Source organism: Ochrobactrum teleogrylli (assembly GCF_037482325.1).
Taxonomy (GTDB): domain Bacteria; phylum Pseudomonadota; class Alphaproteobacteria; order Rhizobiales; family Rhizobiaceae; genus Brucella; species Brucella teleogrylli.
In genome coordinates this window covers 2272811-2287662 of sequence record NZ_JBBHKQ010000001.1, presented here as the reverse complement: position 1 = coordinate 2287662, position 14852 = coordinate 2272811, and the positions used below count along the sequence as shown (strand labels likewise).

The following is a 14852-nucleotide window of genomic DNA, read 5'->3' as shown; positions in this document are numbered from 1 at the left end:
GGATCATGGCGGCTGACGATACAAAGGCACTGTTTTTCGAGAGAGACCTTTGTGCGCTGGTGCCGCTTGATCCTGATCGGGCGCGATCTTTCCTCGCCGATCTGATTGAACGGTCCCGCGAGGACGAACTGCCGAAAGTCGCCGCTCTGCTGGAAACGCAGAAAGCTTCGGCCTTCCTGTCAGCGGTACTCGATCTGTCGCCCTTCATTCGCGAAGCGCTGAACCGGCATCCATCTATTTTGAGCCGGATCGTTTCTGCTTCGCCAGAAACTGCATTGCACGACATTCTTGCGACGGTTTCCGTGTGCTGCATGGAGGAGGGCGCGAGCGAAGCTTCGCTTATGGCCGATCTGCGCCGCTTCAAACGCGAAGCGCATGTGCTGATCGCGCTTTGCGATCTGGCGCATATTTTCGACACCGAAGCCACCACCGGCTGGCTGACCGATCTGGCCGAGGCCTGCACCGGTGCTGCCGTGCGCTTTTTGCTGCGCAATGCGGATGCTGCGGGCAAGATCAAGCTGCCCGACAGGAACAAGCCCGACAAGGATTGCGGCTGGATCGTGCTGGGCATGGGCAAGTTCGGCGCCCGCGAGCTGAACTATTCCTCCGACATTGATCTGATTGTCTTCATCGACGAAACCAAACCGGCCATCGGCGATCCTTATGAATGCGTGGACACGTTTTCGCGTCTGACACGGCGTCTTGTCCGCATCCTTCAGGATCGCACGGCGGATGGCTATGTCTTCCGAGTTGATCTTCGCTTGCGTCCAGATCCGGGTTCGACGCCGCTTGCCATTCCCGTTGGCGCGGCGCTGCATTATTACGAAGGGCGCGGGCAGAACTGGGAGCGCGCCGCCATGATCAAGGCGCGGCCCGTCGCCGGTGATCGCGCGTCCGGTCGTCAGGTGTTGGCTGAACTCTCCCCTTATGTCTGGCGCAAATATCTCGATTATGCGGCGATTGCCGATGTTCATTCGATCAAGCGGCAAATCCACGCCCATAAGGGCCATGGCGACATTGCCGTTCGCGGGCACAATGTGAAACTTGGTCGCGGCGGTATCCGCGAGATCGAGTTTTTCGTCCAGACCCAGCAATTGATCGCTGGCGGACGCTTTCCGGAACTGCGCGGCAATCAGACTGTGCCGATGCTCGGCCAACTGGCGGAGCGCGGCTGGATCACGGAAAAAGCGCGCGATGCGCTGGCCAAGGAATATTATTTCCTGCGCGATGTGGAACACCGCATCCAGATGATTGCCGACGAGCAGACCCATATTCTTCCTGAAGACGACGAAGGCTTTGCCCGTGTCGCCCATATGATGGGCTATGCTGATCCGTCAGAGTTTTCCGATGTTTTCCTCGAAGCGCTCAAGATCGTTGAAAAGCACTATGCGGCCCTGTTCGAACAGGCGCCGGAACTGGGCACCTCGACCGGCAATCTCGTCTTCACCGGCGATGTGGACGATCCGGGTACGCTGGAGACGCTCGCCGCCATGGGCTATGAGCGCCCGAGCGACATCTGCCGTGTCATCCGCACCTGGCATTTCGGACGCTATCGCGCCACGCAGTCAGCGGAAGCGCGCGAGCGCCTGACCGAACTGACGCCTGCGCTCCTCAAAGCCTTCGCCGAGACCAAACGCGCCGACGAGTCGTTGTTGCGGTTCGACAGTTTCCTGCAAGGTCTGCCTGCGGGCATCCAGCTTTTCAGCCTGCTGCAATCCAATCCGCGCCTGCTCAATCTGCTTGTGATGATCATGAGCGCCGCGCCACGGCTGGCCGAAATCATCACCCGCAATCCGCATGTTTTCGACGGACTGCTCGACCCGGCTATCTTTTCAGAAATGCCGACCCGCTCCTATCTTGAAGAACGGCTGCGCGTCTTTCTCGGGGCCGCGACCGACTATGAGGAAGTGCTGGACCGGCTGCGCATCTTCGCGGCTGAACACCGTTTCCTGATCGGCATTCGCCTGCTGACAAGCGCGATTGACGGCGTGCGCGCCGGCCGCGCTTTTTCTGATCTGGCCGAGCTGATGATCGGCAAAGCATTCGAGGCCGTGGAGGCCGAATTGCAGCGTCGCCACGGCAAGGTCAAAGGCGCGAAATCCGCGCTGCTCGCCATGGGCAAGCTTGGCAGTCGTGAACTGACGGCAGGTTCCGATGTTGATTTGATCTTGCTCTACGATCATGACACGGATGCTGATGAATCGGACGGTGAAAAGCCGCTCGCCCCGTCGCAATATTATATCCGCCTGACGCAACGCCTGATCGCCGCGCTGTCTGCGCCGACAGCGGAGGGCGTGCTCTATGAAGTCGACATGCGGTTGCGCCCTTCGGGCAACAAGGGACCTGTTGCAACGCATATTGAATCCTTCGGCAAGTATCAACGCACTGAAGCCTGGACCTGGGAGCATATGGCGCTCACGCGCGCGCGCCCGATCCACGGCGACGAGGATTTTATTGCGCATATCACGGCGGAAATCGACGAGGTGCTATCAACGCCGCGTGACGTGAAGAAGATTGCCAAGGATGTGCGCGAAATGCGCGACCTGATCTATCAGGAAAAACCACCGCGCGACGATTGGGATTTCAAGCTGAAACCGGGCGGCATTGTCGATCTGGAATTCATCGCCCAGTTTGCGGCGCTGGTCGGCAAGGTGACGAAGAAGCCGCGTCCGCTTGGAACGGAGGAGGTGCTGGCATCGCTCGACCCGGCCTATGCGGAACCAGCCCTTGCCGACAGTCTGGTTGAAGCACACCGGCTTTACACCAATCTCAGCCAGACCATTCGCCTGTGTCTCGGCGGCGATGCCCCGCGCGACGAGTTCATTCCGGGCATGATCGATCTTCTGTGCCGCGCCGCCGATATGCCCGACATCAAGCGTGTCGAACATCATCTGACCGAACTGGCGAAGGAAGTGCGTGCGAGCTTTGAGAAGCTCGTTAGCGTCTAAATTTACGCCGCGTGGATCGCGGTGCTGTGCCCGCTGATCTGAACCGCCTTGCGGTCGGGTATGCTGACCGCAACCACCGTGCCGACGCCTTCGGTCGAGCGGATGCGCAGCCAGCCGCCATGCAGTTCGGCCAATGAACGGGTGATGGCGAGCCCGAGGCCGGAGCCGCTATGGCTCTTGGTGAACTGGTTTTCAACCTGTTCAAACGGCTGGCCGATCTTCTTCAATGCCGATTTTGGAATGCCGACGCCCGTGTCCTGAATGGTCATGAACAGGGCCGATCCGGCCTTGCGGGCGCGCACTGTGATGTGCCCGTTATGGGACGTGAACTTGACCGCGTTGGACAGAAGATTGATCAACACCTGCTTGACCGCGCGGCGGTCGGCATAGAGCTGCATCGCATCTTCGATGCGCGTTTCGACCGTGATGTTCTTCTCGTCGGCCTGCAGCGAAATCATGCGTACCGTCTCATTTATGAGCGGGCAAAGGTCGATCTGCTCACGGTCGAGCGAGAAATGACCGGCTTCGATCTTCGACATGTCGAGAATGTCGTTGATGACATTCAGCAGGAAGTTACCGCTGGTGTGAATATCGTTGATATATTCCTCGTAGCGGTCGGAGCCGAGGGGCCCGAAGGTGCCCGCCTGGATCATCTCCGAAAAGCCGATGATCGCATTGAGCGGCGTGCGCAGCTCATGGGACATATTGGCGAGGAATTCCGACTTGGCGCGGTTGGCGGCTTCGGCGCGTTCCTTTTCCTGACCGTATTTGCGGGCAAGTTCGGACAATTCGCGCACACGGTCGCGCTCGCCTTTGCGGGCAATGGACAGATCGTGGATCGTTGCCATGAGGCGACGTTCGCTGTCCACCAAACGTTCCTGATGCAGCTTGAGCTGGGTAATGTCGGTGCCGATGGAAACGAGGCCGCCATCCTGCGTGCGGCGTTCGTTGACCTGTAGCCAGCGGCCATCGCTGAGCTGGCGTTCAAAGGTCTGACCGCCTGCGCGATTGTGTTCGTTGGCCATGCGGCGTTCGAAGGTGAACGGGCGCGTATGGGCGTCGACTTCATTGCGCGGCACGCCCGGCTTCAGCGTCCAGACTGGCAGACCCGCATATTCGCTGAACTTGGAATTCGCCATCACCAGACGGTTGTTGGAATCCCAGAGAATGAAGGCTTCCGAAATATTCTCGATGGCTTCGCGGATGCGCATGTCCGCTTCCGCTGTCGCTTCCGCAAAGCGGTGCTGTTCGCTGACGTCGAAGGCGATGCCGACCAGATGCAGGTCGCCCTCGGCGGCAATATCGGCACGCACACGCATCCACACCCACGACCCGTCCGCATGGCGCATGCGGAACACGCGGTCGACATGTGAGAAGTCTCCAGCGGCGGCTTGCTCAGCAAGAGAATAAAGGTCGCCGTCTTCAGGATTGATGATCGCAGCGACATCGCCAAAGGGCAGAACCGCGTCCTGCGCTTCATAGCCCAGCATTTCATACATGGAATGCGACCAGTAGATGCGCCCGCGCGCCATGTCCCAATCCCAGAGGCCGCAGCGTCCGCGCGCCATGGCCAGATCAATCCGGCGCTGGATCTGGTTGGACAGATCGTCGGCTTCGCGAGCGCGCGCTGCCTGACTGAAATAGGCGTAGAGAATGGCGAACATGACGCCGGTGGTGCCTGCAAAGAGCGTGACGTTGAGCGACACGGCGCGACGCCATTCGGCAAAGATCGTGTTTTCTGCTTCCGTCGCTATGACGGAATAGGGCGCCGTCAGTGGCTTGGACAAGGCGCCATAGGCGGCTTCGCCCTGCAACATCACTTTCAATACGCCTGCGCGCTCGGCAAAGAGGAACAGCGGTTGCGCTTCCGTCAGGATCGTATCGATCGGCTTCCCGGTCAAATCGGAGAGCGGGCCGGAGGCTGCGACCACCAACGACTGACCGTCCAGGACGGCAACCGTCATGCCGGGCGAGGAGAGGCCGCGCGAGCGAAATTCGGCAATCGTGTCCTGAAGGTCTTTGGCGGAAATCTGCGCGCCTGCCGTGGTGCCGTTCGCCACGCGCTCGATCATTTGCGCGAGATTGGCGGTCGCCGCCGACAGCGAAGCCTTGTGCTGCTGTTCGATATCGTCATGCCAGGCCAGCATGGAGAACACGCGGGCGACACCCAAAATGACGAGGAAGATGATGATCAGCGCGGGAACGAGGCGGCGCAGAATGGGTTCCATCGAGATAAACTTGCCATAGGCCGGACCCGCGAGAAGACGGACATGGCCAGAGACCTTGCCTTTCCTTCTCTTCCGACCGGATTCGCAATGCGTCCCCGCCGGCGCGCCATACGCGTCGGTGCTCGCCATCTGATGGTCCCTCGTGAAATGCCTGCGAGTGAAGTGATTCGGAATACGCCACCTCCGAATGCATTCAATGAATCAAAAGTGATTCGCGCTGTCCAGCGATTTCGTTAACGAGACGTAAAAAAGCCCGTTTGCTGCTGCTGATTTTCTTATGAATCTCAAGCTCTTAACTGGAATCAGTTCGTCAGCTGACGCGCTTAAATCCATGAAAAGACTCATGAAAAACATGCTCGCTCCGAAAGCTTGTCAGACAAGCGCTGGCGGGCATAGCTGTTCACCCTGCCAGCCGCGACGAGGCGGCGGGCAGGGGCGAATCATGCTGTTTCGATTGTCGCCAGCGAATCAGGCGAGAGTGCGGTCCACGATGTCGCGCAGGTCGGTGGAAAGCTTCGCCGTACCCGATATGCGGGCAAGAGCGGCACGGGCGTGTTCGCGCCGCGTTTCTTCGAGCGACCGCCACGAACGCATCGAGGTCAAAAGCCGCGCCGAGAGCTGCGGGTTTTCGGGATCGATGGCGAGGATCGTGTCGGCGAAGAACGCATAGGCCGCGCCGTCCTTGCGGTTGAAACCGGTCGGATTCGACGCCGAGAACGAGCCGATCAGCGAGCGCACCCGATTGGGATTGTCGAGCGAGAACAGGCGATGGACGGCAAGCTTGCGCACCGTTTTCAGCGCATGGTCGCCGGGTCGGGTTGCCTGAACATTGAACCATTTGTCCATGACAAGGCCGTCGCCGCCGAAACGCTGTTCAAAGCCGGACAGGGCTTCCTGTGCTTCATCCGTATCGCCGAAGCGATGGACGAGAATCGTCAGCGCTGCGAAGCGGTCGGTCATGTTGTCGGCATCTGCATATTGCAGGGCGGCACGACGCTGGTTCTGCTCATGGCGGCTCAGATAATCGAGCAGCGCATTGCGCAAGGAACGCTTGCCTGCGGCTTCCGCATCCGGCGTGAACGCGCCGGTCTGCTTGAGACCGTCGTAAAGTTTCGCGAAATCGGTCGCATAGGCCGATGCAATCGCGGCGATCAAGTGGTCACGGCTGGCAAGGATAGCGTCGGGATCGACATTGTCACCCATTTCACGCGCCACGTCGCTTTCGCTTGGAAGCGTCAGGCAGAGTGCGCGGAACGCCGGGTCGAGCGTTTCGTCGGACGCAACGCGACCGACCAGTTCAACTACCTTGGCATTCAGCTCCGGCTGATAACCGCCGCGAACGCGCTTTGCGCCGTCGAGCAGGGCGCGGGTGAGAATGCTGGTCATGGCCTGCCAGCGCGCAACCGGATCGCTGTCGTTCAGCGCCAGAAATGTCAGGTCTTCCTCGGAGAGCGGTGAAGTGAGATTGACCGGCGCGGAAAAGCCGCGCAGCAGCGAGGCAACCGGGCGCGCCTTGATGCCGTGGAAAAGAATGGTTTCAGACGCATGGTGCAGATGGATGACATGGTCATGCACGTCGCCACCTTCCACGGAAGTGGGCTCTATATCCTTGCCGTCTGGCCCAATAAGGCCGAACGCGATTGGGATATGCATCGGCTTTTTCACCGGCTGGCCGGGTGTCGCCGCCAGCGCTTGTTTCAAACGGATGGTGAAGGTTTCAGCCGCCGCATCATAATCGAAACCCGCTTCCACGCGCGGGGTGCCTGCCTGATCGTACCAGAGCGCGAATTGCGCAAAGTCTTGTCCGGAAACGTCGGCGAAAACCTTGATGAAATCTTCGATGGTGGCGGCATCGCCGTCATGGCGCTCGAAATAGAGGTCCATGCCCTTGCGGAACAGGTCCGGGCCGATGATCGTGCGGATCATGCGCACGACTTCCGAGCCTTTTTCATAGACCGTCGCCGTATAGAAATTATTGATTTCGCGGTATTCGCGCGGGCGCACCGGATGGGCGAGGGGGCCGCCATCTTCCGGGAACTGCTGCGCCTTCAGGATCTTCACCTCGGCGATGCGCTTTACCGGGCGGGAGCGCTGGTCGGCAGAGAATTCGTGATCGCGATAGACGGTCAGCCCTTCCTTGAGGCAGAGCTGGAACCAGTCGCGGCAGGTGATGCGATTGCCGGTCCAGTTGTGAAAATACTCATGCGCGATGACGGCCTCAATACCGGCATAATCCAGATCGGTTGCGGTTTCCGGGTCGGCCAGCACATATTTGTCGTTGAAGACATTGAGGCCCTTGTTTTCCATCGCGCCCATATTGAAATCCGACACGGCGACAATGTTGAAAACATCGAGATCATATTCGCGCCCGAACTTTTCCTCGTCCCATTGCATGGAGCGCTTCAGCGCATCCATGGCGTAAAGCGCGCGCTTCTCCTTGCCATGCTCGACATAGATGGCGAGATCAACCGGACGTCCCGAAGCGGTGGTGAAATGATCCTTCACGACGCCGAGCGAGCCGGCAACGAGAGCGAAGAGATAGGACGGCTTCGGATGCGGATCGTGCCACACTGCAAAGTGCCGGTCGGCATTGCCTGCCGTCGCGCTGTTTTCAACGGGGTTGCCATTGGCGAGCAGGATCGGTGCGGCTTCGCGGTCGGCTTCGACACGCACGGTATAGACGGAAAGCACGTCGGGCCGGTCATAATAATAGGTGATGCGGCGAAAGCCTTCCGCTTCGCATTGCGTGCAATACACGCTGCTGGAGCGATAAAGCCCTGACAGCTGGCGGTTGGTCGACGGGTTGACGGCGGTGACGATTTCCAGCGTGAAACGCTCGCCTTCCGGCAAATCGCTGATGGTCAGGAGATCTGGCGTCGCGGCATAGCTGTTATCAGCAAGCGGCGTGCCGTTGATGGCGATGCTGACGAGCTTCAGTTCGTCGCCGTCGAGGACCAGCGGTGTGCCGGGCGCGGTGCCCGGGCGGCGCTCGATGGTCAACTCGGCGCGGACAATGGTGTTTTCCGGCTCCAGCGTGAAGTCGAGTTTTGTTTCCGGTATCGCGTAAGGCGTCGGGCGGTAATCTTCAAGACGAAATGTCTGGCCGGTTTCTGTACGCATTGCGGAACTCTTTCTGTGGACTCCAGAGCATTTCCAGCAAAAGTGCGAAGCGGTTTTGCGTTCGGAAATGCGTAAACACAAATGGATAGAGCGGTTCCGACGATTCCGTCTAAACAGGAACCGCTCTCATGCTGGATTCGTACCCGGCTTTTGCGCAAACGACAAGAAAAGCGCTTGCGTCAATTAAATTTCGCGATCACGCCAAGTCCGGGTGGCGGTTCTCTGCAAACAAGCTTAAGAAATCAATGTGGTCATAATATTCAGGCCACGCTTTTTACGCGGTACGTTTGGGGAATTGCATCGTGAACGCTCGTGCGAGTGCACCTGTTGAGGCGGCAGGGCTGGACTCGAATCCGATGCTCGGCATCGGCCTCAAGATTGCTTCCGTTGCCGTTTTCGTCGGCATGTCCACCATGCTCAAGGCCGCTGACGGCGTGCCGCTTGGGCAGCTGATTTTCTTCCGATCCTTTTTTGCGGTGATTGCCGTTCTGCTCTATCTGCAATGGCGTGGGCAGCTTTCCGGCGCGTTTCGGACGCAGCACGGTTTCAGTCATTTCTGGCGTGGTCTGGTCGGCGTCTGTTCCATGACGATGAGCTTCTTTGCGTTGATGAAACTGCCGCTTCCCGAAGCAATCGCCATTAATTACGCCTCGCCGCTGATCACGGTGATTCTCGGCGCGGTCATCCTGCATGAAGTCGTGCGGTTCTATCGCTGGAGCGCGGTTCTGGTTGGCCTGTTCGGCGTGCTGGTGATTATCTGGCCGCGAATGACGCTGTTTTCGCAAGGCAATGTCGGGCAGGCCGAGGCGATTGGGGCGCTATCCGCATTGGGTGCAGCTTTCACCTCCGCCATCGCCATGCTGCTGGTGCGGCGTCTGGTGCAGACAGAACGCACGGCAACAATCGTGATCTATTTTTCGCTATCGGCAAGCGTCATTGCGCTGTTTAGCCTGCCTTTCGGCTGGGTCGTGCCGAGCTGGACACAGCTGGCTCTGCTTGTCGGTGCGGGATTTGCGGGCGGCATTGCTCAGATTTTGCTCACCGAATGCTACCGTCATGCGCCGATGTCTACCATCGCGCCCTTTGAATATACGTCGATGTTGCTTGGCCTGTTGATCGGCTTCCTGCTGTTCGGTGATGTGCCGACCATGGAAATGCTGGTCGGCAGCGTCATTGTGATGGCAGCGGGCGGGTTCATCATCTATCGCGAACACAAGCTCGCGCTCGAACCGCATAAGGTCAACGCGCCGCAAGGCCAGTAAAGATCAGCTTGTCGTTTCCTGCGGCCCTTCGGAACGCGGATCAAGCTGCATGGTTTCCGGCGTGGACTGGCCGTCCGGTGTGTGGAACTTGTATTCGGTTTTCTGCTCGCTGATCGCGGGGCGCTGAAGCCTGCGAATACGCCAGAAGGCGTGCAGGCCATAAACGCCAAAGGCGATGGCCATGGTTACGAAGAAGCCGGAAGGGCCGATGGCATCCATCAGCGGGCCGGAAAGTGCGGGTCCGATCACACTGCCCACACCATAGATGATCAGCAGTCCACCGGAGATTTTGACGAATTCGCTGGCGTCGGCATAGTCATTCGCGTGCGCGACATTAAGGCTGTAGATCGGATAGATCACCGAGCCGAACAGGAACATCATCGCATAGATTGCATAAGGCGCGGTCGGGTGGAACAGCACCATGACCAGCGACAATGCGAAGCCGATAAGCCCGGCCAGAACCATGACATAGCGCCGGTCCACGAAGTCAGAAGCGCGACCGAGCGGATATTGGAAAATGGCACCGCCGATCATTGCGGAGGCCAGCATGGTCGCAATGCCGAAGGTCGAAAGACCGTTCATCTCGCCATAGATCGCGGCAAGAAAGTTCCACGTACCGGCGACGATACCGGCGATGAGCGAGCCGATGGCTGCGGCGGGTGAGCGGCGGTAAAGCCCCTTGATGTCGAGCGACACTTGCGTCAGCGGGTTCGGCGATTGGGCACTGGACAAGGCCGTTGGCAGCAGGGCGCTGGCATAGATGATCGCGCAGACGATGAACAGCGTCTGCGTCATCGCATCGCCGAAGGGCAGGATATACTGTCCGCACATAAGCCCGAGCATAGTGATGATCATATAGATCGAGAAAATGCGCCCGCGCGATTCATTGGTCACGCGCTCGTTCAGCCAGCTTTCGATAATCATGTAGCTGCCTGCGAGCGAGAAGCCTGCGACACCACGAAAGATCATCCAGGCCGCCGGGCTGACCACAAGCGCATGAAACAACAGCGCCATCGACAGCAAGGTCAACAAAGCGGAAAACACGCGCACATGGCCGACGCGGCGCACCAGATGCGGCACGACGATACAGCCGATGGTGAAGGCCAGCGAATAGCTTGTTCCCATCCAGCCAATGGTGGTTGTGGACCAGCCTTCCATTCCGCCGCGTAGCGGCAGAAGAATACCCGCGAGGCCACCGGCAAGCAGCATCAGGAACGTGCTTGCAAGCAGGGCGGCGATGGGCAGGAGCTGGCCAGCCATGAAATACTCCGAAACGAAGAGTCTGGATTTTAAAACTACTTGTCGCCGTCAGGCGCTTTGGCAAGCGGCGAAATAGAACAAGTTTGCGGCATGTTGGTGACAAGCATTGCTCTCGTGCGAGAGGCGATGACACCGAAAGGCCGAAATATCAATTGCGTAATTCGTCTAGTTTCAACTTCACGGACAGAAAATCACGCCAGGCAAAACGCTTCTGTGCCGGTGTGCGCAGAAGATAGGCCGGGTGCAATGTCGGCAGCACAGGAATTTCCATGCCGGATGGCGTGCGGTGGATTTTCCAGTTGCCGCGAAGCCGCAATATGCCTTCGGTTGCTCCGGTCAGCGCCTTGCCTGCCGGTCCGCCGAGTGCGACCAGTATTTTCGGCGCGGCAAGCTCTATCTGCCGTTCGATGAACGGGCGGCAAAGCTCGGTTTCCAGCGGCGTCGGCGTGCGATTGCCCGGCGGGCGCCAGGGGATCGTATTGGCGATATAAACGCTCTCGCGCTTCAGACCGATGGATTCGATCATCCGGTTGAGAAGCTGGCCCGATTTGCCGACGAAAGGCAGCCCTTCCATATCCTCATCCCGTCCCGGCGCTTCGCCGATGAACATGATGTCGGAGGAAGGATCGCCATCGGCAAAGCAAAGGTTCTTCGCGGTGAATTTCAAATTGCAGCCGTCAAAGGCCGCAAGCTTCTCGCGCAGTTCGTCCAATGTCGCGGCTTGTGCCGCGGCCTCCCGGGCCAGAGCGATCTGGGCCGTATCGGGCACGTCGGCTGCGGCCTGAACAGGCCTGCTTTCCGGCGAAGGCGTTGCGGCGGCCGAGGGTTGCTGCCAGTTTTGCGAACGGCTTTGCTGGTTGGGCTGCTGCTGTGGCGGGCGAGGGCGCTCTGTGGCCTGCATGTCCGGTCGTGGCGCGGCAGGCGCACGCTGCGGTTCGGCAAAGCGGTCAATCGGCGTTTCCGAGAGCGGCATGTCAACGCCCGCTTCCGCATAGAAGCGGAGCAAGCCTTCCATATCCAGTATCTCGCGGCCATCAGTCATTTTGTACCTCAATAGATGAGGTGGCGAATTTTGACCGCGAATGCAAGAGCGCGCCGCGCTTTTCACGATCAAACCGCCGACTAACCACCGGAAGCTTGCCGGGGAGGTGAAAACCACCCCGGTCGCGACAAAAAATCCAGCGCACTGATTTCAAACAATTGAAATTGACGTTTACGTTAAAGTAAATATGATTAAACGCAGTCAGACGCTGATTTTGGACAATTGGACGCATTTGCGACAGTGACTAACTCTGTAAGAGGTTAAGGCGAATGACGGGAACAGGTAAATCCAATCGGATGCCAATCATTACTGGCCAATGCGCTGGTTGATGGGTATTCGCAAGGGGATTATGCGTAAAAACAATTGGATGCATCATCTCGCTGTCGTAATGAGACGATGATGGCATACCGAACGGAGGGATGAATGTCCGAAGCCCCAGAACATGCGAACCCGGAGCTTCCCGAACGCGAGAGCATGGAATTTGACGTTGTGATCGTCGGCGCGGGCCCTGCGGGTCTTGCGGCGGCGATCCGTCTGAAGCAGGTCAATCCAGAGCTTTCTGTCGTGGTCCTTGAAAAGGGCGGGGAAGTCGGTGCGCATATCCTGTCTGGCGCGGTTGTCGATCCGGTGGGCATCGACCAGTTGCTGCCGGACTGGCGGGACGACGAGGGGCACCCTTTCAAGACGCCGGTGACGGACGATCATTTCCTGCTGCTCGGCCCTGCCGGTTCGGTGCGTTTGCCGAATTTCGCCATGCCGCCATTAATGAACAATCACGGCAATTACATCGTGTCGCTCGGCAATGTCTGCCGCTGGCTTGGCACGAAGGCGGAAGAACTTGGCGTCGAAATCTACCCGGGCTTTGCCGCAACCGAAGTGCTTTACAATGACGAAGGCGCGGTCATCGGTGTCGCCACCGGCGACATGGGCGTCGAGCGCGACGGCACGCATGGGCCGAACTATACGCGCGGCATGGCGCTGCTCGGCAAATATACGCTGATCGGTGAAGGCGCGCGCGGTTCGCTGGCCAAGCAGCTGATCTCGAAGTTCAAGCTGGATGAAGGCCGCGAACCGGGCAAATACGGTATCGGCCTCAAGGAATTGTGGCAGGTCGATCCGTCCAAGCATAAGCCGGGTCTGGTGCAGCATTCGTTCGGCTGGCCGCTCGACATGAAGACCGGCGGCGGTTCGTTCCTCTATCATCTCGAAGACAATATGGTTGCGGTCGGCTTTGTGCTGCACCTCAACTACAAGAACCCGTATCTGTCGCCGTTTGAAGAATTCCAGCGTTTCAAGACGCATCCGGCCATCCGCGACGTGTTCGAAGGCGGCAAGCGCCTGTCCTATGGCGCGCGCGCGATTACGGAAGGCGGCTTCCAGTCGGTGCCGAAACTGTCCTTCCCGGGCGGCGCGCTGATCGGTTGCTCGGCAGGTTTCGTAAACGTGCCGCGCATCAAGGGCAGCCACAATGCGGTTCTGTCCGGCATTCTCGCCGCCGACAAGCTGGCGGAAGCCATTGCAGCCGGTCGCGCCAATGACGAACCGGTCGAGATCGAAAACAGCTGGCGTTCGAGCCTGATCGGCAAGGACCTGAAAAAGGTCCGCAACGTCAAGCCACTGTGGTCGAAGTTTGGCACAGTGGTGGGCGTCGCTCTCGGCGGTCTCGATATGTGGACGAACCAGCTGTTCGGCTTCTCGTTCTTTGGCACGCTGAAGCATGGCAAGAACGATGCGCAGTCGCTCGAACCGGCAGCAAAGCACAAGAAGATCGACTATCCGAAGCCGGATGGTGTTTTGACCTTCGACCGTCTGTCGTCGGTGTTTCTGTCGAACACCAATCATGACGAGAATGAACCAATCCATCTGCAAGTCCGCGATATGCAGTTGCAGACGACGTCGGAACACGATGTTTTTGCAGGCCCATCGACGCGTTATTGCCCGGCAGGCGTTTATGAATGGGTGGACAAGGACGGCAACTCGGCTGCGGACCCAAGCGCCAAGGATGTTCGTTTCGTCATCAACGCGCAGAACTGCGTGCATTGCAAGACATGCGATATCAAGGACCCGAACCAGAACATCAACTGGGTCCCGCCACAAGGCGGCGAAGGACCGGTCTATGTGAACATGTAATGCGAAAAGGCGGCCGTTGGCCGCCTTTTTTATTGCAGATGAATGACAGCTATGTCGTTTCGGGCAGAAAGATCGTGGCTTCCATGAAAGTCACTGCATTTCCCCGCAGAATAACGCGATCCTCGTTCAATTCGCAGTCGAGCCACCCTCCGCGTGCCGACGCCTGATAGGCCATGAGCTTGTCGCGTCCCAACCGTGAGGCCCAATAGGGCACAAGCGTGGCATGGATCGACCCTGTAACCGGGTCTTCTGGAATGCCTGCGCCCGGAACAAAATAGCGGGACACGAAGTCCGGCTTTGCATCGTCCGTTTCTTGCCCGGTCACAACAAGACCGACCGGGCCGAGAAGGGCAATTGCGGCGAGGTCCGGCACAAAACTCCGCACGGCATCGGCGCTGCCGAGATCGACAAAGAAGTTTTCAAAATTCCGAAAAATGTGGACAGGCGGCTCGGCGAAGATATCGGCAATTTCGCGGGGCAAAGCGTCAATGGTTTCCGGCGACAGGCGGGGAATGTCTAGCCTGTAGCTATCCGTTTCCCTCGACACACGCAGTTCTCCCACTCTGCTGTGGAAGACCAGCAGGGTGTCCGCCTTGGCCGTGGTGAACAAGACATGGGCTGTCGCAAGGGTAGCGTGACCACAGAAATCAACCTCATGCGCCGGGGCAAACCAGCGCAAATCCCATGCTCCATCGGGGCGAGGCTTGACGAAGGCGGTTTCGGCGAGGTTGTTCTCCTGCGCAATTGCCAGCATCAGTGCATCCGGTAGCCAATCGTCAAGGACGAGAACGGCAGCGGGATTTCCGCCGAAAAGGCGATCGGTAAACGCATCGACCTGATACATCTGCATGAGGAGTTCCTT

8 protein-coding genes are annotated in these 14852 nt (G+C 58.7%); 3 read left to right on the top strand and 5 right to left on the bottom strand.

Annotated features, from left to right (window positions below; translation table 11 throughout):
• The first annotated feature begins 5 nt into the window (after positions 1 to 5).
• Entirely contained in the window at positions 6 to 2948 is a 2943-nt protein-coding gene (locus WIX40_RS10745) for a bifunctional [glutamine synthetase] adenylyltransferase/[glutamine synthetase]-adenylyl-L-tyrosine phosphorylase (protein ID WP_339439867.1), read from the top strand.
• Positions 2949 to 2950: 2 nt separating this feature from the next.
• Here the strand turns inward: WIX40_RS10745 and WIX40_RS10740 are convergent, their stop codons facing one another.
• Positions 2951 to 5305 carry a PAS domain-containing sensor histidine kinase gene (locus tag WIX40_RS10740; protein WP_283735773.1) on the bottom strand — a complete coding sequence of 785 codons (2355 nt, stop codon included), beginning with the start codon at positions 5303 to 5305 and terminating at the stop codon, positions 2951 to 2953.
• Positions 5306 to 5644: 339 nt separating this feature from the next.
• On the bottom strand, positions 5645 to 8296 hold the full coding sequence (gene pepN, locus WIX40_RS10735) for an aminopeptidase N (protein WP_339439866.1): 2652 nt from the start codon (positions 8294 to 8296) through the stop codon (positions 5645 to 5647).
• A gap of 356 nt (positions 8297 to 8652) precedes the next feature.
• On the opposite strand from pepN, the gene WIX40_RS10730 reads away from it, so the two are divergent.
• On the top strand, positions 8653 to 9558 hold the full coding sequence (locus tag WIX40_RS10730) for a DMT family transporter (RefSeq protein ID WP_121535531.1): 906 nt from the start codon (positions 8653 to 8655) through the stop codon (positions 9556 to 9558).
• A gap of 3 nt (positions 9559 to 9561) precedes the next feature.
• Here the strand turns inward: WIX40_RS10730 and WIX40_RS10725 are convergent, their stop codons facing one another.
• Together WIX40_RS10725 and WIX40_RS10720 are read right to left on the bottom strand one after the other, a co-directional pair.
• Positions 9562 to 10818, bottom strand: coding sequence for an MFS transporter (locus WIX40_RS10725; RefSeq protein WP_121535534.1), 1257 nt, complete (start codon positions 10816 to 10818; stop codon positions 9562 to 9564).
• A gap of 148 nt (positions 10819 to 10966) precedes the next feature.
• The gene (locus WIX40_RS10720) at positions 10967 to 11860 is read right to left on the bottom strand and encodes a uracil-DNA glycosylase (RefSeq protein WP_109368619.1); all 894 of its coding nucleotides are present in this window, start codon (positions 11858 to 11860) and stop codon (positions 10967 to 10969) included.
• A 423-nt stretch (positions 11861 to 12283) separates the two neighbouring features.
• Here WIX40_RS10720 and WIX40_RS10715 point away from each other — a divergent pair, with 423 nt between their 5' ends.
• A complete protein-coding gene (locus WIX40_RS10715) occupies positions 12284 to 13990 on the top strand; it encodes an electron transfer flavoprotein-ubiquinone oxidoreductase (RefSeq protein ID WP_121535537.1) in 1707 nt (568 codons plus the stop codon).
• Positions 13991 to 14039: 49 nt separating this feature from the next.
• Here the strand turns inward: WIX40_RS10715 and WIX40_RS10710 are convergent, their stop codons facing one another.
• Complete coding sequence (locus WIX40_RS10710) at positions 14040 to 14840, bottom strand: PhzF family protein (RefSeq protein ID WP_121535540.1); 801 nt, start codon at positions 14838 to 14840, stop codon at positions 14040 to 14042.
• Positions 14841 to 14852 lie beyond the last annotated feature (12 nt).

Coding starts and splice junctions, on each gene's coding strand:
- WIX40_RS10740 (WP_283735773.1), bottom strand. CDS start 5,305: ATGGCGAGCACCGACGCGTATGGCGCGCCGGCGGGGACGCATTGCGAA.
- WIX40_RS10715 (WP_121535537.1), top strand. CDS start 12,284: ATGTCCGAAGCCCCAGAACATGCGAACCCGGAGCTTCCCGAACGCGAG.
- WIX40_RS10745 (WP_339439867.1), top strand. CDS start 6: ATGGCGGCTGACGATACAAAGGCACTGTTTTTCGAGAGAGACCTTTGT.
- WIX40_RS10710 (WP_121535540.1), bottom strand. CDS start 14,840: ATGCAGATGTATCAGGTCGATGCGTTTACCGATCGCCTTTTCGGCGGA.
- WIX40_RS10725 (WP_121535534.1), bottom strand. CDS start 10,818: ATGGCTGGCCAGCTCCTGCCCATCGCCGCCCTGCTTGCAAGCACGTTC.
- WIX40_RS10730 (WP_121535531.1), top strand. CDS start 8,653: ATGCTCGGCATCGGCCTCAAGATTGCTTCCGTTGCCGTTTTCGTCGGC.
- pepN (WP_339439866.1), bottom strand. CDS start 8,296: ATGCGTACAGAAACCGGCCAGACATTTCGTCTTGAAGATTACCGCCCG.
- WIX40_RS10720 (WP_109368619.1), bottom strand. CDS start 11,860: ATGACTGATGGCCGCGAGATACTGGATATGGAAGGCTTGCTCCGCTTC.